Genomic DNA, 24,287 nt, shown 5'->3' with positions numbered 1-24,287 from the left:
AGCGTCACCGCATGCATTCCCACGCAGAGCGTGGGAACGATCATCTGGAACGGGACCGAGTACTGCCATGACCGAAGACACCATCAAACGCCGCGCCAAAGGCCTGGACCGTGCGTTCGATATCCTCGATTTTCTCAAGGAAATCGGCCAACCCCTGCGCCCGAATGATATTGCCAGCGGCATTGGCAGCCCCAAATCCACGGTCTACGAACTGGTGGCGTCGTTGCTGGAGCGGCGCATCCTGGAGACCGTGGGCAAGGACGGCCACGTGTATCTGGGGCGTCAGCTGTATTTCCTCGGCCAGGCACACTTGCGTCACTTCGACCTGACCCGCGAGGCCGACCACGCCTTGCAGGAGATCGTCAGCCAGACCCACGAAACCGCGCAGATGTGCCTGCTCAACGGGCGCAAATACACGGTGGCGCTGATGCGCGAAGGCCAGCGGCATTTCCGTATTTCTTCGGACATCGGTGAAAACGCGCCCATTCCGTGGACTGCCTCGGGACGCTTGTTGCTGGGGCATTTGAGCGATCAGCAGATCGTCGACCTGATCGATCCCGACGATTTCATCCTGCCGGATGGCCTGCGCCTGCCGCTGGACACCTTTCTGGCGCAGATTCGCCAGGCCAGCCTGGATGGGTTCTTCTCCTTCGACAGTGTGGCCGACACCTTCACCCACTGCTTTGCCGCCCCGGTGCGCGATGCCCAGGGCATCAGCATCGCGACCCTGTGCATCGTCGCCCCCCGGGCTGATGCGAGCAAAAACTACCATGACTATCGCCGGGTACTGATCGACAGTGCCAACAGCCTGGCCCGGCGCATCAACGAATAGGAGTTTTCCATGTCTGCCCTCAATGCCGTTGAAAAAGGTGCCGCCGCCGTCGGTGCCCATTTGGTTCGCGATGTCAGCCTGCCGGCCCTGGTGCTGCACCGTGACGCCCTGGAACATAACATCCGCTGGATGCAGGACTTTGTCCGCAGCAGCGGCGCCGAGCTGGCGCCCCACGGCAAGACCAGCATGATGCCCGCGCTGTTCCAGCGCCAGATCGCCGCCGGTGCCTGGGGCATCACCCTGGCTACCGCTGTGCAGACCCGCGCCGCCTACGCCAGCGGCGTGCGTCGCGTGCTGATGGCCAACCAACTAGTGGGCGCGGCGAACATGGCCTTGATCGCAGACCTGCTGGCCGATAAGGATTTTGACTTCCATTGCATGGTCGATCACCCGGACAACGTCGCCGACCTGGGCCTGTTCTTCGCCGCCCGTGGCCAGCGCCTCAACGTGATGATCGAGTACGGCGTGGTCGGTGGCCGGTGCGGCTGCCGCAGCGAGCAGCAAGTGCGCGACCTGGCCAAGGCGATCAAGGCCCAGCCGGCCTTGGCCCTCACCGGTATCGAGGGTTACGAAGGCGTGATCCACGGCGAGCACGCCATCAGCGGTATCCGCGCCTTCGCCGCCAGCCTGGTGAGCCTGGCGGTGGAACTGCAAGACAGCGGCCTGTTCGACCTGCCCAAGCCGATCATCACCGCATCGGGCTCGGCCTGGTACGACCTGATCGCCGAGTCGTTCGAAACGCAGAACGCCGCCGGCCGCTTCCTCAGCGTGTTGCGCCCTGGCAGTTACGTGGCCCACGACCATGGCATCTATAAAGAGGCGCAGTGCTGCGTACTCGAACGCCGCAGCGACCTCAACGAGGGCCTGCGCCCGGCAATGGAAGTCTGGGCGCATGTGCAGTCGCTGCCGGAGCCTGGTTTTGCGGTGGTTGCCCTGGGCAAGCGCGACGTGGCCTACGACGCCGGTTTGCCAGTGCCGCTCAAGCGCTACAGGGCCGGGATCGTGCCGGCGCAAGGTGATGATGTGAGCGGGTGCAAGGTCACGGCGGTGATGGACCAGCATGCGTTCATGACTGTGGCGCCGGAGGTTGAATTGCGTATTGGCGACATCATTTCCTTTGGTACGTCCCACCCTTGCCTGACCTTTGACAAGTGGCAGGTGGGGTGCCTGGTGGATGAGCAGTTGCAGGTGGTCGAGTCTCTGCATACCTGCTTCTAGACCGAGTCGCGGCTATCGCAGCGATGCGGCGACCCGACAAGCCAGCTCCCACAGTGACCGCGTTTTAACTGAAGGAATGCAGTCGAATATGGGAGTCGGGCTTGCCCGCGATGGGGCCCTCCAGCACACCTGAGAACTTTGCCATGAACATCCACCCCCGCATCGCCCTCATCGGCGAATGCATGATCGAACTGCAACACCGCGCCGACGGCAGCCTGCACCAGAGCTTCGGCGGTGACACCTTGAACACCGCGGTGTACCTGCGCCGCGAGCTGGGCGATGCCGGCAGCGTTGACTACGTCACCGCCCTGGGCGATGACAGCTTCAGCGATGCCATGTGTGAGCATTGGCACGCCGAAGGCCTTGGCCTGGACAGGGTCCAGCGTCTGCCTGGGCGCCTGCCGGGCTTGTATTGCATCCAGACCGACGCCCAGGGCGAACGTAAATTCCTCTACTGGCGCAACGAGGCGGCCGTGCGCGACTGCTTCACCACGCCTGCCGCCGAGCCGGTGCTGGCGGCCCTGCCGGGCTATGATGTGGTGTATTTCAGCGGCATTACCTTGGCCGTGCTGGGAGACATCGGGCGTGAGCGTTTACTGCAGGCGCTGATCGAAGCCCGCCGGCGCGGCGCCAGGGTGGTGTTCGATAACAACTACCGGCCCCGGTTGTGGGCCGATGTGCAAACGGCTCGTGAGGCGTATCGCAGGGTGTTGGCCGAAGTGGACATTGCCTTGCTCACCGAGGATGACGAGCGCGCGTTGTTTGGCTATGAGGATAGCGAGCAGGTGTTTGCGGCGTACCCGTCGATTGCAGAAGTGGTGCTCAAGCGGGGAGCGGATGCGTGCCTGATTCGTTGCGCGGGCGAGCGCTTTGCGGTGCCGTCGTTGAAAGTGGAGAAGGTGGTGGACACCACGGCGGCGGGGGATTCGTTCAGTGCGGCGTATTTGGCCTGTCGACTCAAGGGTGACTCGCCCCAAGACGCCGCACTGGCGGGGCATCGGTTGGCAAGCCGGGTGATTCAGGTGCCCGGGGCGCTGATACCGAGATGATCACTGATCGTTCCCACGCTCTGCGTGGGAGCGCAGCCCGGGACGTTCTGCGTCCCAGAAGCGGACGCAGAGCGTCCAGTGAGGCATTCCCACGCAGAGCGTGGGAACGATCGGAGGTAGCCGTATCAATCCCGGTAAAACACCTGCACCAGGTGATAGCCAAACTTGCTCTTGATCGGCCCGTGCACCACCTTCACCGGTTTCTTGAAGATCACCGCATCAATCGCCCCCACCATCTGCCCGGGCCGCACTTCGCCCAGGTCACCACCGCGTTTGCCCGACGGGCAGGTGGAGTACTTCTTGGCCAGCACATCAAAGGCTTCGCCTTTGGCAATACGCTGCTTGAGTTGTTCGGCTTCTTCGCTGGTTTTCACCAGGATATGACGGGCTTGGGCTTTCATGGGGCTCTACCAGCTGTGCGACGGCGCGCGATTATGCCTGAACTCAGGCCTCGACGCCGATCATGCTACGGATTTTGTTGGCCAACAGGTCAATGGAAAAAGGCTTGGCGACCATGTCCATGCCGTCCTCCAGGAACCCCTGGCGTTCGGCGGCTTTCTCGGCATAACCGGTCATGAACAGCACGCGCAGGCCGGGGCGATGCTGGCGGGCGATTTCCGCCAGTTGCCGGCCGTTCATGCCGGGCAAGCCAACGTCGGTCACCAGCAAGTCCACGCGCAAATCCGATTCCAGCAACGGCAGCGCCGCACGCGCATCCGCCGCCTGGTGCGCGGTATAGCCCAGTTCGTCAAGTACATTGACCACCAGCATGCGCACCGCCGGGTCGTCCTCGACCACCACCACCGCTTCACCGGCCAGGGCCACGGGGGCTTCGGTCAGGCTGGTAGGCAGGCTGCTTTCCAGTGCGGTGCCATACAAACGCGGCAGGTACAGGCGCACGCAGGTGCCCTGGCCCGGTTCGCTCTGGATGGTCACGTGGCCGCCGGATTGCTGGGCAAAGCCGTAGATCATCGACAACCCAAGGCCAGTGCCTTGGCCGATGGGCTTGGTGGTAAAGAACGGGTCGAACGCCTTGGCGAGGATTTTCGGCGCCATGCCGCTGCCGTTGTCGCTCACACCAAGCATCACATAGTCGCCGGCCTTGACCGGTTCCAGGGTGGTGATGTCGGTGCCGTCCAGGTAACTGTTGGCGGTTTCGATCAGCAGCTCGCCGCCGTCGGGCATGGCGTCGCGGGCGTTGATCACCAGGTTGAGCAGGGCGTTTTCCAACTGGCTGGCGTCGGTGTTCACCGGCCAGATGTCCTTGCCCAGTTGTACCTTGAGTTCGATATGCGCGCCCTTGGTACGCCGGAACAGGTCTTCCAGGGACGCCACCAGTTGGTTGGGGTCGGTGGGGCGACGGTCCAGTGACTGGCGCCGCGAGAACGCCAGCAGCCGGTGGGTAAGGGCGGCGGCACGGTGCGCGGAGGACACGGCAGCATCGGCAAAACGGCCGATATCGTCGCTGCGCCCGGCGGCGATATAGCGCTGCATCAGGTCCAGGCTGCCGATGATGCCGGTGAGCATATTGTTGAAGTCATGGGCGATACCGCCGGTGAGCTGACCGACCGCTTCCATCTTCTGCGCATGGCGCAGGGCATCTTCTGCACGTTCGCGCTCGAACATCTCGTTCTGCAGGCGCTGGTTGGCCTCGGCCAGCGCCTGGGTGCGCTGGGCCACGCGTTCTTCAAGGTTCTCGTTGAGGTGGCGCAGGGCCTCTTCGGTGAGCTTGCGTTCGGTCTCGTCGATCACAAAGATGTAGAAACCATTCACCGAGCCGTCACTACTAAACCGCGGCAGGTACTTCATCAGCGCATGGCGGGGGCGGCCGTCGCGATGAGGCGTCACCGTCATGAAGCTGCACGCCTTGCCCTTGAGCGCGGCGGCGATCTTGTCTGCGCGCCCGGCATACACCTCGTCGCCGAGCACTTCGCGGATGGTCTTGCCGTACAGCTCCTGGGGCGTTTTGCCATACCACTCGAGGTAAGCGCTGTTGTTGAGGCGAAAGCGCTGTTCGTGGTCAACGTAGCCGATCAACACCGGCATGGCGTTGATGATCAGTTGCAGCTCGGTCTGGCTCTGGCGCAAGGCCTGCTCGGTGTTTTTGCGCTCGGTGAGGTCCAGCGCGGCGCCGAGGAACCGCGCCGGCCGGCCCTGTTGATCCTTGTAGCAACGGCCACGGGCGAACACCCAGCGCACCTGGCCATCGGCCTGTTGCAGGCGGTATTCCTCGGCGTACTCGGTGCCATGGGTGATGCAATGCTTGATGCTGCGCGTCACTGTGCCCCGGTCTTCGGGATGCACGCCGTGCAGGTAGGCGCTGATGGGCAGCAGGCTTGAATCGTTGGGGTCGACGCCATGCAGGCAGGCGAAATGGGCGTCGGCGATGAAGCGGTCTTCACCGATATCCCAGTCCCAGGTACCCACCGCGTCGGTGGCCGCCAACGCGAGTTGCAGGCGTTGCTCGGTGTTGTGCTGGGCCTTGAGGCTTGCTTCGGAGCGCTGTTGCAGTTCGAGGGTTTTGCTGCGTCGCTCATTGGTTTCAATGGCCGTGACCAGGATGCCGGCTACCCGGCAGCTTTCATCGCGCACCGGGCTGTAGGTCAGATCCAGCCAGATTTCGGTATCGCAGCCCTGGCGGTGCAGCACAAAGCGTTGCTCGCTGAAGGTACGTACCTGGCCGCCGAGCACGGCGTCGTAGACCGGCGCGGCGAAGCTTTCAAGCTCTGGCCAGGTGTGGTGCGCCGGCTGGCCCAAGGCGCCGGGGTGCTTGCTACCAATCAGGTGTGCAAAGCCATCGTTATAGAGTTGTGTGAGGTGCGGGCCCCACAGCAGTACCATCGGCATGGGCGAATGCACGACGATATCGACGGCAGTGCGCAGGCTTTGCGGCCACTCACTGGCCTCACCGAGGGGGCTTTGCGCCCAGTCCAGCCGCCTGATCAATGCAGCGGCTTCGCTACCGGTGGATGTTCCATTCATAAAAAGCCCTGAGCCTGACGCTTTGAAAAATGACAACACCCATTGTCCCAAGGAACGACAACGGGTGGCTACCCCGGAAAAATAGCATGCCTTGAGGGTTTTTCTTCAAAACGCTGCGTCAGCGCTGAAACCTTTCATCTAATAAGCCAGCTCAGCTCTGTCGCGAAATTGCTCCAGTGCCTGAGGGTTGGCCAGGGCATCGGTGTTTTTCACCGGCTCTCCATGCACCACGTTGCGCACCGCCAATTCGACGATTTTGCCACTGATGGTGCGGGGGATATCCGTGACAGCGAGGATCTTGGCCGGTACATGGCGCGGTGTGGTGTTGGCACGAATCACCTGGCGGATCTGCTGTTGCAGCGCCTCGTCCAGTTCAATTCCATCATCCAGGCGCACAAACAGCACCACGCGCACGTCGTCCTGCCAATGCTGGCCGATGGCGAGGCTTTCCAGCACCTGCGGGACCTTTTCCACCTGGCGATAAATCTCGGCGGTGCCAATGCGCACGCCGCCGGGGTTGAGCACCGCGTCGGAACGCCCGTGGATCAACAGGCTGCCGTTGGCGCGTTGCTCGGCATAGTCACCCTGGGCCCATACACCGGGGAACTGACTGAAATACGAAGCGCGCAGTTTCTGCTGCTGCGGGTCGTTCCACAGCCCGATGGGCATGGCAGGGAAATGCCGAGTGCACACCAGTTCGCCTTTCTCTCCGATCAGGGGCCGGCCCTGGTCGTCCCACACTTCGATGGCCATGGCCAGGCTCTTGCATTGCATCTCACCACGCCGCACCGGCAGCACCGGGTTGCCGATCACAAAGCAGGAGACAATGTCGGTGCCACCGGACATCGAGGACAGGCACAGCTCGGCTTTGATCTCGCGGTACACGTAGTCGTAACTCTGGGGCGACAGCGGCGAGCCGGTCGAAATCAAGCCCTTGAGGCTGCCCAGATCGTGGCTCAGGCGCGGCTGCACCCCGGACTTTTCCAGGGTGGCGAGGAATTTGGGGCTGGTGCCGAACACGCTGATTTTTTCCGCATCGATCAGGTCGATCAAACGTTCGGGGCCGGGGTGGAACGGCGAGCCGTCGTACAGCACCGCGGTGGCGCCGTTCGCCAGCACCGACACCAGCCAGTTCCACATCATCCAGCCGCAGGTGGTGTAGTAGAACAGGCAGTCCTCGCGGTTCAGGTCGGCATGCAGGCCGTGTTCCTTGAGGTGAGTCAGCAATACGCCGCCAGTGCCGTGGATGATGCACTTGGGGATGCCGGTGGTGCCGCTGGAATAAAGGATATACAGCGGGTGGTCGAACGGCACCGCGACAAATTCGGGTTCGCCGCCGGCTTGATAGAAGTCGTCCCACAGCGCGACGTGGGCGTGGGTGGTGTAGTCCCCAGCCTGCGCTTCGGGCTTGGCGTAAGGCACGATGATCAGCTGTTGCAGGGAGGGCAGGCGTTCAAGGATCTCATTGAGCTTGGCGCTCTGGTCGATGCGCTTGCCGGCATAGCGGTAGCCTGCGCAGGTGATCAGCACCTTGGGCTCGATCTGGCCGAAGCGGTCGATGACGCCTTGGGTGCCGAAATCTGGCGAGGAGCACGACCAGATCGCACCGAGGCTGGTGGTGGCGAGCATGCCCACCAGGGTTTGCCAGGTGTTGGGCATACACGCGGCCACTCGGTCACCTATGCCGACCCCGGCCGCCCGCAGGCTTTTTTGCAGGCCGGCAACCTGTTCCGCCAGTTGTGCATAGCTCAACTGTTCACGTTGGCCGTCTTCGCTGACAGCCACCACCGCAGGATGATCGTCACGGCGGCGCAACAGGTGTTCGGCGAAGTTCAGGGTGGCGCCGGGAAACCATTGGGCGCTGGGCATCTCGATGTCTTCGATCAGCGTGACGCTGGATGGGCTGCGAAACTGCACGTCGAAGAACGCGACAATCGCCTGCCAGAAATCCGGGCGCTGGTCGATGCTCCATTGGTGCAGGGCGGGGTAGTCGTCGAGCTGCACGCCGTGCCGTTGGTTGATGAAGCGGCGGAACTGATCCATGCGCGTGGTGGCGATGCGTTCCGGGGAGGGTTGCCAGAGGATCTCGGACATAAGCTGCCTCTTCTCGTTCCCACGCTTCGCGTGGGAATGCCTGACTGGACGCTCTGCGTCCGCTTTTGGGGCGCGGAGCGCCCCGGTCTGCGTGCCCACGCAGAGCGTGGGAACGATCATCACGGGTTTACTGGGCCAGCCAGCCACCATCGATGTTCCAGGCCGCGCCGCGCACCTGGGCGCCGGCTTCACTGCACAAGAACAACACCAGTTCCCCAAGCTGCGACGGCGTCACAAACTCCAGCGACGGCTGTTTCTCTGCCAACAGATCCTGCTGCGCCTGCTGGGGGTCTATTCCAGTGGCCACGCGATCATCAATCTGCTTCTGCACCAGCGGCGTCAGCACCCAGCCCGGGCAGATGGCGTTGCAGGTGACATTGCTGGTGGCGGTTTCCAGGCCCACCACCTTGGTGAGGCCGATCACCCCATGTTTGGCCGCCACATACGCCGCCTTGCCCACTGAGCCGACTTGCCCATGCACCGAGGCGATATTGACGATGCGCCCCCAGCCCTTGGTCTTCATGCCCGGCAAGCTCAGGCGTGTGCTGTGGAACACCGAGGACAGGTTAATGGCGATGATCGAATCCCAGCGCTCCACAGGGAAGTCTTCTACCGCTGCCACATGCTGGATACCGGCATTGTTGACCAGGATGTCCACGCCACCGAACTCGCGCTCGGCGTAGGCGAGCATGTCGGCGATCTGCGCGGGGTCGCTGACGTCTGCCGGGTGATGCCCGACCTTGCCGCCAAAGGCCTGCACCTGGGCGATCACCGCGCTGGCGTCGCCAAAGCCGTTGAGAATCAGGTTGGCGCCGGCCTTGGCCAGGCTCAGGGCAATCCCCAAGCCGATGCCGCTGGTGGAGCCGGTGACCAGGGCGGTCTTGCCATTCAAAGTTGTCATGAAAACCTCACACAATGCCGGTGGCGTAGAAAGTGCCGATCACCACGAACACCGCAAGGGTCTTGATGATCGTGATGCCAAAAATGTCCTTGTAGGCTTCGCGGTGGGTCAACCCGGTGACCGCCAGCAGGGTGATCACCGCGCCGTTGTGGGGCAGGGTGTCCATGCCGCCGCTGGCCATGGCCGCGACTCGGTGCAGCACCTCAAGGGGGATATTGGCCGCGTGGGCGGCTGCAATGAAGCTCTCGGACATCGCCGCCAGGGCGATGCTCATGCCGCCGGAAGCGGAGCCGGTGATACCGGCCAGCAAGGTCACGGTGATCGCTTCGTTGACCAGCGGGTTGGGGATGCCCTTGAGCCAGTCCGCCAGTACCAGAAAGCCTGGCAGCGAGGCGATCACGGCGCCAAACCCATATTCCGACGCGGTGTTCATCGCCGCAAGCAATGCACCGCTTACCGCGCTTTTACTGCCTTCGGCCAGCTTGCTCTTGATCGCCGAGAAGCCGAACACCAGCACCACGATAATCCCCACCAGCAATGCCGCCTGCACCGCCCAGATCGCGGTGAGCTTGGCGATTTCGGTGGTCACCGGCGCGCTCATGCCCGGCAGGCTGAGGCTGTGGGTCTTGCCGTACCACTGCGGGATCCAGTGGGTGAACAACAGGTTCATCACCCCCACCAGGATCAGCGGCGACAGCGCGACCCATGGGTTGGGCAAGGCAAGGTTGTCGGCGGTTTCCGGCTCATTGCGCAACTCGGTGCCATAGCCTTCACCGGCACGCTGGGCCTTGTTGCGCTGGCGTGCGAGGTAGAGCATGCCGGCGCAAAACACGAAGATCGTGCCGATCAGCCCCAGCCACGGCGCCGCCCAGGCGGTGGTGTTGAAGAAGGTGCTGGGGATGATGTTCTGGATCTGCGGCGTGCCGGGCAGGGCGTCCATGGTGAACGAGAACGCACCGAGGGCGATGGTCGCCGGGATCAGGCGCTTGGGGATATTGCTCTGGCGGAACATCTCGGCGGCAAACGGGTACACCGCAAACACCACCACGAACAGCGACACGCCACCGTAGGTGAGCAGGGCGCAGACCAGCACAATCACCAGCATCGCCTGGCGCGTGCCGAGCAAGCGGATCGCAGCGGCCACGATCGAGCGCGAAAACCCCGACAGCTCAATGAGCTTGCCGAACACCGCACCGAGCAGGAATACCGGGAAATACAGCTTGATAAAACCGACCATCTTTTCCATGAACACCCCGGTAAAGGCAGGTGCGACGGCGGACGGGTCGGTGAGCAGCACCGCGCCAAGGGCGGCGATGGGGGCGAACAGGATAACGCTATAGCCACGGTAGGCGGCCAGCATCAGCAGCGCGAGCGCGGCCAGGGCAATGATCACACTCATGGTGTGTCTCCATCGGATTGTTATTGTTGTGGGTGAGGCTGTGGGAGGAAGCTATAGCGAGATGTGTGCCAGATTTATAACTTGTTGATATGTATGGATTTATTGTGGATTTAAAGTGATTTTCGAGACGGCAGTCTCAATCTTGAGACGAGTGGAGATCCTTGTGGGAGCTGGCTTGCCTGCGATAGCGGTGGTTCAGCTGGCTTGTAGGGCACTGTTAGACCGCTATCGCAGGCAAGCCAGCTCCCACATAAGAAAGTCTTGATATTGGGAATTGCGTCTCCTGTTTGAGACTAAGTTAGTCCAAGCGCCAGCATTTTTTTATACAACGTCGACCGCCCAAGCCCCAACCGCTTGGCCGCCTCTACAACATTTCCGTCACTGGCCTTGAGCGCGCCCGCAATCACCTGCCTATCAAACCGCTCCCGCGCCGCCGCAAAGGTTTCACCCTCGACCGCCGCCGCCGCGCCTCGCTGTACCGGGCTGAACGTGCCAATCGCTGCGCGAAGGTCGCTGGCATTGAGCATCAGGTCATCACTCAGCAACGCCGCCCGCTCCAGCACATTGCGCAGCTCGCGGATATTGCCCGGCCAGGCATGTTGGGCCAACAGCGCCAGGGCATCGCGGTCCAGTTCGTGCTGGCTGCGCAACTCCTCAAGGATCGCCTCGCTCAGCGCCGGAATATCCTCCAGCCGTTCACGCAGCGGCGGCACCTGGATCGGCAGCACGTTGAGGCGGTAATACAGATCGGCGCGAAACTCGCCACGCTTGATCGCTGCCTCCAGGTCCATGGACGTGGCGGCAATTACCCGCACATCGCTGTGCAGCATCTCGTTGGAGCCCACCGGTTCGAATTCCTTTTCCTGCAACACCCGCAGCAATTTGCTTTGCAGTGGCAGCGGCATGTCGCCGATCTCATCGAGAAACAACGTGCCGCCCTGGGCAATCTGGAACTTGCCGGGGCGACCCTTGCGGTCGGCACCGGTAAAGGCGCCGGGTGCGGTGCCGAAGAATTCGGCTTCAAGCAGATCATGGGGGATCGCCGCGCTGTTGACGCTCACGAAGGCTTTGTGCGCCCGGGGCGATGCGCCGTGGATGGCCTGGGCCAGCAGTTCCTTGCCGGTGCCGGTTTCCCCGAGCAGCAATACCGGCGACTCGGCACTCGCACTGCGCCGCGCCCGGCGCTTGACCTCAAGGCTGGCGGCGCTGGTGCCGATAAAGTGCGCAAAATTGTATTTGCTTTGCCGCGAACGCAGCAGCGAGCGCGTGGAGGCCAGCTCCTGCTGCATGCTCAGGTAGCGCTCGATCAGCGGCGACAGGTTGCGCAGTTCATCGAACAGCGCAAACCCAATCGCGCCGATCACCGCCCCGGCCTCGTCGTGGATCGGCAGGCGCATCACCACCATTGGGCCTTTGGGAGTGTCCTGGATATCCAGCAGGATCGGCCGGTCATTGCGCACCACCTGGCGCAGCAGGCTGTTGGAAATCACCTGCTCGCAAGGCTGGCCGATGGCTTGGTCGGCGCTCTTGAGGCCAAAGCGCTTGGCGTAACGCTCGTTCATCCACACGATGTTCGCATCGCGGTCGACGATGACTGTGCCCTCGCTGGACTGCTCGATGATCTCGAACAGCGACTGGATGGCCAGGCCGCGAACCTGTTGGTAGTCCTTGAGGCTGGTACTCATGGGTACAGAATCCTGTTAATGATCGTTCCCACGCTCTGCGTGGGAATGTCTACCGTGACGCTCTGCGTCACTTGGCGCAGGGCCAAGACACGACGCGGAGCGTCTCGGGTTGTGTTCCCACGCAGAGCGTGGGAACAATCTCACCTCACAAAGGGATGTGCGCTGCTGCCAGCAGTTCTTTGGTGTACGGGTGTTGGGGCGATTCGAACACATCATGGCTCGCGCCACGCTCCACCACCTTGCCATCCTTGACCACGATCATGTCATGGGCCATGGCCCGCACCACGGCCAGGTCATGGCTGATAAACAGGTAGGTCAGGCCGTATTTGTCCTGCAGTTCGCGCAGCAGCGCCACCACTTGTTTCTGTACTGTACGGTCGAGGGCCGAGGTGGGTTCGTCGAGCAGCATCAGCGCTGGCTTGAGTACCAGGGCGCGGGCAATGGCGATGCGTTGGCGCTGGCCACCGGAAAACTCATGGGGGTAGCGATGTCGGCTGGCAGGGTCGAGGCCCACGTCCTTGAGCACCTGGATGACTTGCGCGTCACGCTCGGCCAGGCTGCACGGCGCGTGTACTTCCAGGCCCTCGCTGATGATCTGCTGCACCGACATGCGCGGGCTGAGGCTGCCATAGGGGTCCTGGAACACCACCTGCATCTGCTTGCGCCATGGGCGCATCTGCTGATGGTTGAGCGGGTCCAGGGCCTCACCCTGGAAGCGAATGCCGCCGCTGGAGTCGAGCAAGCGCAGGATCGCCTGGCCCAGGGTGGACTTGCCGGAACCGGACTCGCCGACAATCCCCAGGGTTTTGCCGCGCTGCACGCTGAGGCTGATGCCGTCCACCGCGCGCAGGTAGGTCTTGGCCCGGAACAGCCCGCCACCGAGGGGGAATTGCACGCTCAGGTCATCCACTTCCAGTACCGTCTCACGGGGCTCGCTGCACAGCACATCGCCCGAGGGCTCGGCGTCCAGCAGCAGGCGGCTGTAGGGATGCTGCGGTGCGGTGAACAAGGCCTGGCAGTCAGCCTGCTCGACGATTTCGCCGGCACGCATCACACAGACCCGCTGGGCGATACTGCGCACCAGGTTGAGGTCATGGCTGATCAGCAGCAGCGACATGCCCAGGCGTTGTTGCAAGGACTTGAGCAGCAGCAGGATCTTGCGCTGCACCGTCACGTCCAGCGCCGTGGTGGGCTCGTCGGCAATCAGCAGTTCGGGCTCGCAGGCCAGGGCCATGGCGATCATCACCCGCTGGCGTTGGCCGCCGGACAATTGATGGGGGTAGGCCTTGAGCCGTTCCTGGGGTTTCTGGATGCCCACCAGTTCCAGCAGTTCGAGGATGCGCGCCTGCGCCGCCTTGCCGCCCAGGCCCTTGTGCAGCAGCAGGGTTTCGCCGATCTGCTTTTCGATGCTGTGCAGCGGGTTGAGGGAGGTCATCGGCTCCTGGAAGATCATGGCAATGCGGTTGCCGCGCAATTTTTGCAAGGTGCTCGGTGAGGCGCCGATCAGTTCCTGGCCGCGATACTTGATGGAGCCCAGGGTTTCGGTGCCGGCTTGCGGCAGCAGTTGCAGGATCGAATGGGCCGTCACCGACTTGCCCGAGCCCGACTCGCCCACCAGCGCCAGGCACTCGCCCGGGCGCACGTCCAGGCTCAGGTTGCGCACGACGGTCTGGCCGTTGAAGGCGACGCACAGGTCGCGGATTTCGATCAGGTTCATACGCAGTCACTCATGAGCGGGGGTCGAAGGCATCACGCAGTGCCTCGCCGATAAACACCAGCAACGACAGAATCAGCGCCAAGGTGAAAAACGCCGTCAAGCCCAGCCATGGCGCTTGCAGGTTCTGCTTGCCCTGGCCGATCAGCTCGCCCAGGGAGGCGCTGCCGGCGGGCATGCCGAAGCCAAGGAAATCCAGAGCGCTCAAGGTGGATATCGCCCCGGTCAAGATAAATGGCAAATAGCTGAGGGTCGCGGTCATGGCGTTGGGCAGGATGTGCCGGCGAATGATCTTGCCGTCGCCCAGGCCCAGGGCGCGTGCGGCCTTGACGTACTCCAGGTTGCGCCCACGCAAGAACTCGGCGCGCACCACGTCCACCAGGGCCAACCAGGAAAACAGCGCCATGATCCCCAGCAACCACCAGAAGTTCGGCTCCACAAACCCCGACAGGATAATCAGCAGGTACAGCACCGGCAGGCCAGACCACACCTCGAGGATGCGCTGGCCGAGCAAGTCCACCCAGCCACCGTAGTACCCCTGCAACGCCCCGGCGGCAATGCCAATGACGGCGCTGATGGCGGTCAGGGCCAGGGCAAACAGGATCGACACCCGTGCACCAAAGATCACCCGGGCCAACACATCGCGGGACTGGTCATCGGTGCCCAGCCAGTTCACCGCCGACGGCGGGCTCGGGGCAGGGCGGGAGAGTTCGTAGTTGGGCGTGTCATCGCTGAACGGAATCGGCGGGAACAGCATCCAGCCGCCATCCTGCTTGATCAGCTTTTGCACGTAGTCACTGCGGTAGTCCGCCTGGAACGGCAACTGCCCACCGAACTGCTGCTCGGTGTAGCGCTTGAACACCGGAAAATACAGCTCGTTCTTGAAACTGAGCACCAGCGGCTTGTCATTGGCGATCAACTCGCCGCCCAGGGTCAGGATAAACAGGCCGATAAACAGCCACAGCGACCACCAGCCACGGCGGTTTTTCTTGAAGCGTTCGAAACGCCGGCGAGCCACGGGAGACAGGTTGAGCATCAGGCGTTCCTCGCCGCGAAGTCGATACGCGGGTCCACCAGGGTGTAGCAGAGGTCACCGATGAGTTTTATCAGAAGGCCGAACAGGGTGAAGATAAACAGCGAGCCGAACACCACCGGGTAGTCGCGGGACACGGCCGCCTCGTAGCTCATGCGGCCCAGGCCATCGAGGGAGAAGATCACCTCGATCAGCAGCGAGCCGGCAAAAAACACACTGATAAACGCCTGGGGAATCCCCGAGATCACCAGCAACATCGCATTGCGGAACACGTGACCGTACAGCACCCGGCGTTCGCTCAAACCCTTGGCGCGGGCGGTGACCACATATTGGCGGGTAATTTCATTGAGGAACGAGTTCTTGGTCAGGATGGTCAAGGTGGCAAAGCCGCCGATCACCAGCGCCGTTACTGGCAGTACCAGGTGCCAGAAATAGTCGGCGATTTTGCCCACGGTGCTCAGTTCGGCGAAGTTTTCCGAGACCAGCCCGCGTACCGGGAACCAGTTCAGCGAGGTACCGCCGGCGAACACCACGATCAGGAACATCGCAAACAGGAATGCCGGCATCGCGTAACCGATGACGATGGCCGTGCTGCTCCACATATCAAAGCTGCTGCCATGGCGCACGGCCTTGCGTATGCCCAGCGGGATCGACACCAGGTAGGTGATCAGCGTGGCCCACAGGCCGAGGGAAATCGTGACGGGCATCTTTTCCAGGATCAGGTCAGTTACCGTTGCGCCTCTGAAGAAACTGTTGCCGAAGTCCAATTGGGCATAGTTCTTGAGCATCAACCACAGGCGTTCCGGCGCGGATTTGTCGAAGCCGTATTGTTTTTCGATGTCCTTGATCAGCTTCGGGTCCAGGCCGCGGCTGGCTCGCGAGCCGCTGATGCCTTCGCCGGATGCGCCCGCCACACCTCCGCCACCAATGCCTTGCAAGTGGGCGATGGCTTGCTCCACCGGCCCGCCGGGAGCGGCCTGCACGATCACGAAGTTCACCAGCAGGATGATCACCAGCGTCGGGATGATCAGCAGCAGGCGCCGTACGATATAGGCAAACATCAGTGGGCCTCTCCGCGTTTTTTCAACTCAGCCTGCATTTGTTCGTTCGTCAGCGGGGTGGGGCTGACTTCCCACCAGGTTTCCAGGGCTTCGTCGTTCTTCGCCTCGATGGCCGGGCGCCCGAAACGGTTCCACCATGCGGCGGAAGTGCCCGGTGGGTAATAGTTGGGGATCCACAGGTAATTCCATTGCAGTACGCGGTCCAGGGCGTGGGCATAGGTGAGCATCTTGGCCTGGGTGTCAGCCTTGACCAGGCCATGGATCAGGGTATCGACGGCCGGGTCCTTGAGCACGATGTAGTTGTTGGCGCCCGAATCGAACGCGGCGGCAGAGCCGAAATAGTTGTACAGCTCCATGCCGGGCGAGGTGGTGACCGGGAAACCCGTGACGATCATTTCGTAGTCGCGGGCCATCAGTCGGTTGACGTACTGCGAGGAGTCGATGCGGCGAATATTCAGGGTGATGCCGATCTGCGCCAGGTTGCGTTTGTAGGGCAGCAACAGGCGTTCGAGGCCGTTCTGGACGTTGAGGAAGGTGAATTCCAGTGGCTCGCCCTGGGCATTGACGAGTTTGTCGCCCACAGGTTTCCAGCCGGCGTCTTCCAGCAGGGCCAAGGCTTGCAACTGTTTGTCGCGGATCATGCCACTACCATCGGTGACCGGGGCCTTGAACACCTGGGTGAACACCTCGTCGGGAATCTGCCCGCGCAGGGGTTCGAGGATTGCCAGTTCTTCCGGGGTGGGCAACTGGCTGGCGGCCAGCGGACTATTGGAAAAATAGCTCTGCTGTCGGATGTACAAGTTGCGCATCATCTGCCGGTTGGCCCATTCAAAATCCCACAGCATCGCCAGGGCCTGGCGCACGCGGCGATCCTTGAATATCGGTTTTTGCACGTTGAACACATAGCCCTGGGCCGGCTGCGGCATCTCCTTGGCCAGGTGCGCGCGCTGCAGGCGGCCATCGTCCAAGGCCGGGCCGTTGTAGCCGATGGAGTAACCGGTGGCGGAGAATTCACGGTTGAAATCATAGGCGCCGCCGCGTAGCACTTGGCGCGCTACTTCGGTGTCGCCGAAGTACTCCAGGCTCAGGTGATCGAAGTTGTACAGGCCGCGGCTGACCGGCAAGTCCTTGCCCCACCAGTCGGGGTCACGGGTGAAGGTGATGGTGCTGCCGGAGTCGATCTTGCTGACCTTGTAGGGGCCGCTGCCCAGTGGCGCTTCGTAGCCGCCGCCGTTGGCAAAGTCGCGGGTCTTCCACCAGTGCTCGGGGAACACCGGCAAGGTGGCGATATCCAGGGGCAGGGTACGGTTTTCGTTGCTGGAAAAGTCAAAGCGCACCTGGCGCTCACCTTCGACCTCGACGTGCTTCACGTCGGCAAATAGCGTGCGAAAGCGCAAGCTGCCTTGGGTCATCAGCACGTCAAAGCTGTAGCGCACGTCTTGCGCGGTGATGGGCTTGCCATCGGCAAAGCGCGCCTTGGGGTTCAGGTAGAAGCGCAGTGACAGGCCATCGTCGGCGCGCTCCATCTTTTGCGCCACCAGGCCGTAGACGGTGTAAGGCTCATCCAGCGAGCGCAACGCCAAGGGCGCATACACCCAGCCGTCGACCTGCGATACGCCGATACCTTTGTCGATATACGGCAGCACATGGTCAAACCGCCCCACCTCCAGCGCGGAACGCCGCAGGCTGCCGCCCTTGGGAGCGTTGGGGTTGGCATAGTCGAAATGGCTGAAACCTTCGGCGTATTTGGCGGGCTCGCCGTACACCGTCAGGTAGGTTTGCGGGGCTGCGATCACCGCAGTGCTGGCCATTAGCAAGGCCAGGGTGGAACAGAGCAGAGATGAAAAAGCCAATCGCATTATCAGCCTTGAGCGCCGGGTAAGAGTCATAAGGATTTGTACGCTAACGGCCTGGGCATCGCCAGTCATCAGATGCACAACGGCCCACCAAAGGGCGGGCCGTTGTTTATAGCATCAGCGCGGATTGAATCAATCCTGGCGGCTGGTGACTTCCAGCAGGTGGTAGCCGAACTGAGTCTTCACCGGGCCTTGCACGGTGTTGACCGGGGCACTGAAGACCACGGTGTCGAATTCCTTGACCATCTGGCCTGGGCCGAACGAACCGAGGTCACCGCCCTGGCGGCTGGATGGGCAGCTGGAGTTGGCTTTAGCGATTTCTGCGAAATCAGCGCCGCCTTCGATTTGGGCCTTGAGTTCGTTGCACTTGTCTTCAGAGGCAACGAGGATGTGACGGGCGGTGGCTTTGGCCATGGTGAGTAACTCCTAGAGTAAAAAACGGTGAGCGTACCGGATTCAGGCGGTTATTTCTCGGCAAAGTTCCACTGGGTTTCAGCCGGCACTGTTTTCGCCGTGAGGATTCAAGGCAGCACAAGGTAGTCGTTGCGCTGCACGATCGGGCGGTGCGCCGCTTGCACCAGGTGGATATAGCGGCCGTCCACCAGGTCGATGGGCAGGCAGTCGTCGATATCCAGCACCGCGTCGGTGTGGGCCTGGGACCAGTGGCTGAGCATCTGCTGCTTGCCTTTGCCCATGGCCTCCTTTTTGTTACGGGCGACCACCAGCAGGTAGTGATGGGACTCGCCAAAGCTATTGGCTTCGTAACCGCCCAGGTTGATGAAGTACAGGCGGAGTGCATCGCCGTGGGGCGCCAGGTGGCTCAGTTCAACCTTCCAGCCGTCGACGCCATCGACGGCCATCCATGAATCGATGTGTACGCCTTTGGGGCTGCCGAACCAGGCGTCGCGTAATTGCGGGTAGGTGGCTTGCAGGGTGTCCGCCACGGCGAACACCACATCGTGTACTTCGATCCTGGCCCGCGGGTGCTTGCCCCCGAGCATGACGACAAACAGCATTACCGATGATTCCTGGGGAGGGCGGCCTGACAGCCTATCTGATCACTCCCGGCAATCAAACTGTGGGAGATTCTATGGTTGAGGGGCAACCCTCAACCAACGTTACCGGGGAGCAGAGCAAGCGCTGCAGGCTTGTTTGCGCAATCAATGCATCTTGCTATGGTCCATCTTGCTGTGGTCCATGCCATCCAGCCCACGCGCCGTTGCCTTCACTTCGACGGCCTGCTTTTCACCCTTGGCATCTTCTACCGTAAGGGTCAGTGGTACCTGGTCGCCTTCCTTGATCTGGCCGGTCAGGCCCATCAACATGACGTGGTAGCCGTTGGGGTCGAGCTTGACGGCTTTGCCGGCAGGCAGGGCCACCGAGCCCACCGGGCCCATGCGCATGACGTCGTCCTTCATGCTCATCTCATGAATCTGCACGTCCTTGGCCACTGGCGATGCCACGCTCAACAGTTTGCTGTCGCTGTCGGCGGTGAGGGTCATGAAGGCGCCACTGGACGGTTGGCCCACTACGGAGGCGCGTACCCAGGCGTCAGTGACTTGTACCTGGGCACTGGCGTGGGCAGCGAGGCCCAGCAGGGTTAGACCGAGGGTGAGACGCTTGAGGTGTTGAACGGCAGTCATTAGCAGACCTCCATGACGGTGAGCAGGTCTTCTGCGCACTCTTGAGCGGTAAGGGATGCCTGCAAGCCAAGGCGCAGGTTGCCACGGGTGTCGAACACGAAACTGGTGGCGGTGTGGGAGAGGGTATAGGTGTCGCCGGCGGGGATCTTTTCATAAAAGATCCCGAACTCCTTGGCGGCCACGGCGATTTCTTCCGGGGTGCCGTAGAGCGCTTCGAAGCTTGGGTCGAAGGCCTTGACGTAGTTGTCGAGAATTTCGGGGGTGTCGCGCTCGGGGTCCAGGGTGATGAACACCACCTGCATGATCTTGCCATCGCGGCCCATCAGCTTCTTGGCCTGGGCGGCGCGGGCCAGGGCTGTCGGGCAGACGGCCGGGCACTGGGTGAAGCCGAAGAACACCACCGGCATCAGGCCGCGGTACGAGCTCAGGGTGACGGTTTCGCCGTCGGTGTTCTTGAGCTTGAAGGTGCGGCCCATGATCTTGTCACTGAGGTCCTTGCCGTACTTGAAGTTCAGCTTGGGGCTGTAGTCACAGCCGCCCAGCAGGCTGCCCAGGCCCAATAGGCCCATGCCGGTCAGCACTTTGCGGCGGGTGAATAACGTACTCATCAACTGTGCATCCTGTGAAACGCCTGTAGGGCCGTGGAGCTGCTCCGCCAGGCTTTGAAAAGGAGTAACGAGAAGGGTGCAGAGTCTAGCAACCCTGGCCGGCGCGCGTAATCTGCGACGTTCTGCCACAGGGGCGCGTCGCATTTCTTTCTTTTATGGCTTCGGTGGTAGAGTCGCCGCCATGAAATTGCGCCACTCTGACCGCTCACTGATCGCCTGGGCCCTGTACTTCTGCGTGCTGATGAACCTGTTCGCCTGCGGTTTGGGGCATGGCCAGATGATGGGGCAGCAGCTCAACGGCATCGGCGGGCTGTTCTGTTCGGTGGACGGCGGTCAGTCGCCAATTTCCGACAAAGGGTTGGCGAACCCGTCCTCCAGCAACATCTCGAACTACTTTGCCTGCCCGGTGTGCAACGCGGTTACCGTTGCCCTGGTGTTTCTGATCGGCCTAGCCTGGCTGCTCGGCCTCACCCAAGCCCCGCGTGTCGCCCATGAGCGGCGCAACAAGGCGCCGCCGCGCTATTCCTGGCCCTCGGCCAACCCCCGCGCTTCTCCCGCATCCTGACGTGTGCCTTGGGCTTCCTGTAACCAGGAGGCATTCTCTCGTCACGATTGTGAGAACACTCTATGAACCCTCAATTGCCTGCCGGCGCCGGCCGCCTGGTCAGCAAGGCGTCGCGGCGCCTGCGTGCGCAACCGGCGCTGTCTGATTACCCGAGTAATTCGCGCTGCTTCGTGCACCTGGATGCACGCCTGCTGCCTCACTGGCATACCTTGTTCGACATCTGCCCGGCGTTGCTCAAGCTCGACCCACCGGAGGGCTTGAACCTGTTTCGCGCCTTCATGACCTGGGCCTATCGCAACCAGCCGCCGCTGGACTGGACGTACCATCTGAACGTATGCCGCTGGTTGCTGAGTTCGACGTACCGCACGCAGGTCGATGAGGAGCCGATCGAGGCCTTCATGGCCGCCGCTGCTGCGCGCTGGGTGCTGACGGATGACAGCCCGGCGGCAGGCATTGTCTTGAGCTGGCGCGATTGCACCCTGTTCGACTGGAAGGGCCACCCTTCGATAGCCGCGCCGCGACCGGCATTGCCGCCGCCCGCCTGGGATTTTGCCTGGTCCCCGTTGGGTGCCCAAGGTGCTTTCAGCGGTTGGCTGCCGGTGCCATGAAGCGCCGCATCCGGTAAGCCTCACGACACCCTCGGAAGCGCCGCACACTGCGCAGCGTGCGGAGCCCGCAGGCTGGCACCGGCTTGATGACTAGGCTCTAGGCTTCTTTGGTTTCCAGGTCATCAGGTTATGTCTTCTTTGCATCACAACACGCCCACGCTGACGGTGGTCGACCCGCGAGGGTTGACCGTGCGCAGCGTGGCGTACCATCGCAATACCGCGCAGCAATCACCCAGCGCGCAGGTCACGCGGCAGGTGTTCGACGCTCGCGGCCTGTTGCAGCAACAGTGGGACCCCAGGCTGTTCGAGTTGCACGCTGCCGATCCCGACGTGCGGCCCAATCTGTCTCATCGTTATAGCTTGAGCGGGCAAGTGCTGAGCACCGACAGCGTGGATGCGGGCCGTCAGACGCGCTTGCTCGGCAGTGGCGGCCAGGTCGTGCAACAGTGGGACAGTCGAGGCACGCGCCAGCGGTTCGAATACGACCCGTTGCTGCGCCCCGTCGCGGTATTCGAGCGCGCGGAGGAGGCGGCGGCTGAACGCTGTGTCGAGCGCATGAGTTACGCGGGCATGACGTCCACGGAGGCGGCGCGCAATCGCTGTGGGCGCATGATTCGTCACGATGACCCGGCAGGCACGTTGCTCGTTGAGCGCTACGACGTGCAAGGCAACATCACCGAGCAAACCCGGCGCCTGTGCACGTCGCACACCGCGCCCGACTGGCCGCTGCCCGTGAGTGAGCGGGATGCACAGTTGCAAGCCCAGACCTTCACCACCACCTGGCAGCACGATGCGCTGGGGCAACGCCTGGAGCAGGTCGACGCGCGCGGCAATCGCCAGCAATCTCAATACGGTGTCGACGGCCAATTGACGAAAAGCGAGATCCTGTTCAAAAGCGGAGCGCGCAAGACCCTGGTGGATCAACGCAGCGTCAACGCCTCGGGCCAGGTGTTGAGCGAACGCTTGGGTAATGGCGTGCTCAGCGTTGCCGAGTATTCGGACACCGATGGACGTTTGACACGCTTGAGCGCCCACCTCAAGGATTCGGCAGGCAAGCGACTGCAAGACCTCTTCTACAGCTACGACCGGGTCGGCAATGTGTTGCGCATCCGCGATGCGGCGCAGCCGACCCGCTGGGCCAGCAACGTGCAGGTGGAGGCAGTAAGCACATTCGAATACGACAGCCTGTCGCGATTGATCAAGGCCACCGGCCGTGAAAACGCGCGCAATACCGGCGCATCGGCACTGCCGGGGCGAATCACGTTCGGCGCCACAGACGACAACCTCTGGGGCAACTACACCCGCCACTATGCCTACGACTCGGCCAGTAACCTGACGCAGATGCGCCATGTGCCCAGCACCGGCAGCGGTTATACCCAACGGATGCAGGTGGGCGAACACAGCAATCACAGCGTGATTGCCCGCGAGGGCGCAAAGGCGCCGGGCCTGGGCAACGGCTTCGACCAACGTGGCAATCTCCAGGCACTGGCGCCTGGTCAGGCGTTGACCTGGAACGGGCGCAACCAGTTGGTTCGCGTTGCGCAGGTGCTGCGTGACAATGGCGAACATGACGATGAGGTGTATCTGTACGACGGCGCCGGCCAGCGAGTCATCAAGCGTCGCGTGGCACATGGCAAGACGCAGACTCACACCCATGAAGTGCTTTATCTGCCAGGGCTGGAGCTGCATCGCCACGGGCCGGATGGCGAGTGGTTGAATGTGGTGCTTGCTCCGGGCGGGCGCCATTCGGTCAGAGGTCTGCAGTGGGAGCAGCAGCGCCCCGACGAGATGCAGGACGAGCAACTGCGGTTCAGCCTCGACGATCATTTGGGCAGCGGCACTCTGGAGCTGGACGAGGCAGCCGGCCTGTTGAGCCAGGAAAGTTATTACCCTTTCGGCGCAACCGCCTGGTGGGCGGCAAAAAGTGCCTTGGAGGCGAACTATAAAACCCGACGTTATTCGGGCAAGGAGCGCGACGCCAGCGGGCTGTATTACTACGGCTTCAGGTACTACGCGCCGTGGTTGTTGCGGTGGATCAGCGCTGACCCGGCGGGGGATGTGGATGGGTTGAACCTGTATGCGATGGTGGGGAACAACCCCATGGGTTATGTAGACGAAGACGGTTTGCAGCGCCGCTCGATGCTGGAGGTGGTGACGGTTCTGCTCCTGGTGTTGTTGATCGGGCACGGAGTAGGGGTAGAGATAGGCTATAGGGCTGAACTGGCTTATTTCGGGCTGATTTCAGGTGTGGTGGGCGTGGCGCTTTACGCGCTTCAGCGATTAGGCACCACTGACGTTCAGCGCAGAGCGTTCTATGAGCAGTCCGTAACGGTCGGTGCGCAAGAGCTGGGCCGCAGACAGGGCGCTACCGAACATGAAGTCAGCGAGTTGGCGGAATTTTTCCTGGAACACCGTCTGGCTACCGCTGACACTAAGAGTCTGTCCTACGGGCTGACCCCGGCAGCGCGGGGCGGTCTTTATGGGTACGTTGGGCCCACCGAGCATCGGGACCGGGCTGAAACAGCCTCACGAACGGAGCGTAACCCTAGCTTTACGCTTGCCAGGTTGGGGTTTGTAGGCATAGAACTGCGCGCTCCGGCACGCAAAGTGGGCGCCAGCCCGCTGCCAGCGGCTGGGCTGACCCACACCGAAGTACAACCGCAAACCAGGGTCACGAGCGTGGGCCGCAGAGGCTCCGCTTCTGAGGTGCCCGCCGCGCAGCCGGTAAGCCCGGGACCTTCCTCCGGGCTGGTGCCTGAGCCCCTCCAGATTGACGTCACACCTATTCAGAATGAATTACATGGCCCCGGAGGTGAAATTCTCAGAAGGGTGATTGATCGGCTGGAAGACCGCACACTGGATTTTCATACCGGCCATGCCATGGCGGGTGGGCAGAATGTCCGCAGTTTTGACTTGCCGCGTTATCGCGGGCAGCGCGGTCGTGGCGCCTATCGGGTGATGATCCAGCACATCAGTGGGCTTAACTATCGGGCGGTCAGGGTGATGGACCCTCACCGCCGTTAATACGCGCAACGTCAG

Annotated in this window: 20 protein-coding genes; 6 read left to right on the top strand and 14 right to left on the bottom strand. The window is 62.3% G+C overall.

What is annotated here, in order from left to right; genetic code table 11:
• Positions 1 to 67 precede the first annotated feature (67 nt).
• From APH41_RS09200 to APH41_RS09190, 3 genes are all read left to right on the top strand, one after another.
• The gene (locus tag APH41_RS09200; RefSeq protein ID WP_003191821.1) at positions 68 to 832 is read left to right on the top strand and encodes an IclR family transcriptional regulator; all 765 of its coding nucleotides are present in this window, start codon (positions 68 to 70) and stop codon (positions 830 to 832) included.
• Between the two features lie 9 nt (positions 833 to 841).
• On the top strand, positions 842 to 2,050 hold the full coding sequence (locus APH41_RS09195; protein WP_054918566.1) for an amino acid deaminase: 1,209 nt from the start codon (positions 842 to 844) through the stop codon (positions 2,048 to 2,050).
• A 143-nt stretch (positions 2,051 to 2,193) separates the two neighbouring features.
• Positions 2,194 to 3,099, top strand: coding sequence for a sugar kinase (locus APH41_RS09190; protein WP_054918588.1), 906 nt, complete (start codon positions 2,194 to 2,196; stop codon positions 3,097 to 3,099).
• Positions 3,100 to 3,224: 125 nt separating this feature from the next.
• Here APH41_RS09190 and APH41_RS09185 read toward each other — a convergent pair whose 3' ends face one another.
• The 14 genes from APH41_RS09185 to APH41_RS09120 all read right to left on the bottom strand — a co-directional run bounded on the left by APH41_RS09185 (position 3,225) and on the right by APH41_RS09120 (position 20,075).
• The gene (locus APH41_RS09185; RefSeq protein WP_003174397.1) at positions 3,225 to 3,500 is read right to left on the bottom strand and encodes a peptidylprolyl isomerase; all 276 of its coding nucleotides are present in this window, start codon (positions 3,498 to 3,500) and stop codon (positions 3,225 to 3,227) included.
• Positions 3,501 to 3,543: 43 nt separating this feature from the next.
• Positions 3,544 to 6,081, bottom strand: a complete 2,538-nt coding sequence (locus APH41_RS09180; RefSeq protein ID WP_054918564.1) for a PAS domain-containing protein — start codon at positions 6,079 to 6,081, stop codon at positions 3,544 to 3,546.
• Positions 6,082 to 6,219: 138 nt separating this feature from the next.
• Positions 6,220 to 8,175 (bottom strand): acetoacetate--CoA ligase, encoded by a 1,956-nt coding sequence (locus APH41_RS09175; protein ID WP_054918562.1) that lies wholly within the window; start codon positions 8,173 to 8,175, stop codon positions 6,220 to 6,222.
• Between the two features lie 127 nt (positions 8,176 to 8,302).
• Positions 8,303 to 9,076, bottom strand: coding sequence for a 3-hydroxybutyrate dehydrogenase (locus APH41_RS09170; RefSeq protein WP_034125735.1), 774 nt, complete (start codon positions 9,074 to 9,076; stop codon positions 8,303 to 8,305).
• A 7-nt stretch (positions 9,077 to 9,083) separates the two neighbouring features.
• Entirely contained in the window at positions 9,084 to 10,475 is a 1,392-nt protein-coding gene (locus APH41_RS09165; protein WP_054896542.1) for a GntP family permease, read from the bottom strand.
• 293 nt (positions 10,476 to 10,768) lie between these two features.
• On the bottom strand, positions 10,769 to 12,160 hold the full coding sequence (locus APH41_RS09160; RefSeq protein ID WP_054918560.1) for a sigma-54-dependent Fis family transcriptional regulator: 1,392 nt from the start codon (positions 12,158 to 12,160) through the stop codon (positions 10,769 to 10,771).
• A gap of 145 nt (positions 12,161 to 12,305) precedes the next feature.
• The gene (locus tag APH41_RS09155) at positions 12,306 to 13,877 is read right to left on the bottom strand and encodes an ABC transporter ATP-binding protein (RefSeq protein WP_054896540.1); all 1,572 of its coding nucleotides are present in this window, start codon (positions 13,875 to 13,877) and stop codon (positions 12,306 to 12,308) included.
• 10 nt (positions 13,878 to 13,887) lie between these two features.
• On the bottom strand, positions 13,888 to 14,910 hold the full coding sequence (locus APH41_RS09150) for an ABC transporter permease (protein ID WP_034125731.1): 1,023 nt from the start codon (positions 14,908 to 14,910) through the stop codon (positions 13,888 to 13,890).
• Positions 14,910 to 15,968 carry a microcin C ABC transporter permease YejB gene (locus APH41_RS09145; RefSeq protein ID WP_005788805.1) on the bottom strand — a complete coding sequence of 353 codons (1,059 nt, stop codon included), beginning with the start codon at positions 15,966 to 15,968 and terminating at the stop codon, positions 14,910 to 14,912. Before APH41_RS09145 ends, APH41_RS09150 begins: the two co-directional genes overlap by 1 nt.
• Positions 15,968 to 17,827, bottom strand: coding sequence for an extracellular solute-binding protein (locus APH41_RS09140; protein ID WP_054918558.1), 1,860 nt, complete (start codon positions 17,825 to 17,827; stop codon positions 15,968 to 15,970). Before APH41_RS09140 ends, APH41_RS09145 begins: the two co-directional genes overlap by 1 nt.
• Positions 17,828 to 17,956: 129 nt before the next feature.
• Positions 17,957 to 18,238, bottom strand: a complete 282-nt coding sequence (locus tag APH41_RS09135; RefSeq protein WP_034125729.1) for a peptidylprolyl isomerase — start codon at positions 18,236 to 18,238, stop codon at positions 17,957 to 17,959.
• 107 nt (positions 18,239 to 18,345) lie between these two features.
• Positions 18,346 to 18,840 (bottom strand): DUF1543 domain-containing protein, encoded by a 495-nt coding sequence (locus tag APH41_RS09130; protein ID WP_034125728.1) that lies wholly within the window; start codon positions 18,838 to 18,840, stop codon positions 18,346 to 18,348.
• 144 nt (positions 18,841 to 18,984) lie between these two features.
• The gene (locus tag APH41_RS09125) at positions 18,985 to 19,467 is read right to left on the bottom strand and encodes a copper chaperone PCu(A)C (protein ID WP_054896538.1); all 483 of its coding nucleotides are present in this window, start codon (positions 19,465 to 19,467) and stop codon (positions 18,985 to 18,987) included.
• The gene (locus APH41_RS09120; protein WP_034125726.1) at positions 19,467 to 20,075 is read right to left on the bottom strand and encodes an SCO family protein; all 609 of its coding nucleotides are present in this window, start codon (positions 20,073 to 20,075) and stop codon (positions 19,467 to 19,469) included. Before APH41_RS09120 ends, APH41_RS09125 begins: the two co-directional genes overlap by 1 nt.
• 181 nt (positions 20,076 to 20,256) lie before the next feature.
• On the opposite strand from APH41_RS09120, the gene APH41_RS09115 reads away from it, so the two are divergent.
• From APH41_RS09115 to APH41_RS09105, 3 genes are all read left to right on the top strand, one after another.
• On the top strand, positions 20,257 to 20,640 hold the full coding sequence (locus APH41_RS09115) for a DUF2946 domain-containing protein (protein WP_054918556.1): 384 nt from the start codon (positions 20,257 to 20,259) through the stop codon (positions 20,638 to 20,640).
• A 62-nt stretch (positions 20,641 to 20,702) separates the two neighbouring features.
• Entirely contained in the window at positions 20,703 to 21,248 is a 546-nt protein-coding gene (locus tag APH41_RS09110; protein ID WP_054896537.1) for a putative natural product biosynthesis protein, read from the top strand.
• 129 nt (positions 21,249 to 21,377) lie between these two features.
• Entirely contained in the window at positions 21,378 to 24,272 is a 2,895-nt protein-coding gene (locus APH41_RS09105) for an RHS repeat-associated core domain-containing protein (protein WP_054918553.1), read from the top strand.
• Positions 24,273 to 24,287 lie beyond the last annotated feature (15 nt).

Origin of the sequence: Pseudomonas sp. NBRC 111138, assembly GCF_001320835.1 — a bacterium.
Classification (GTDB): Bacteria; Pseudomonadota; Gammaproteobacteria; order Pseudomonadales; family Pseudomonadaceae; genus Aquipseudomonas; species Aquipseudomonas paracarnis.
This window is presented reverse-complemented; position numbering and strand designations above follow the sequence as displayed.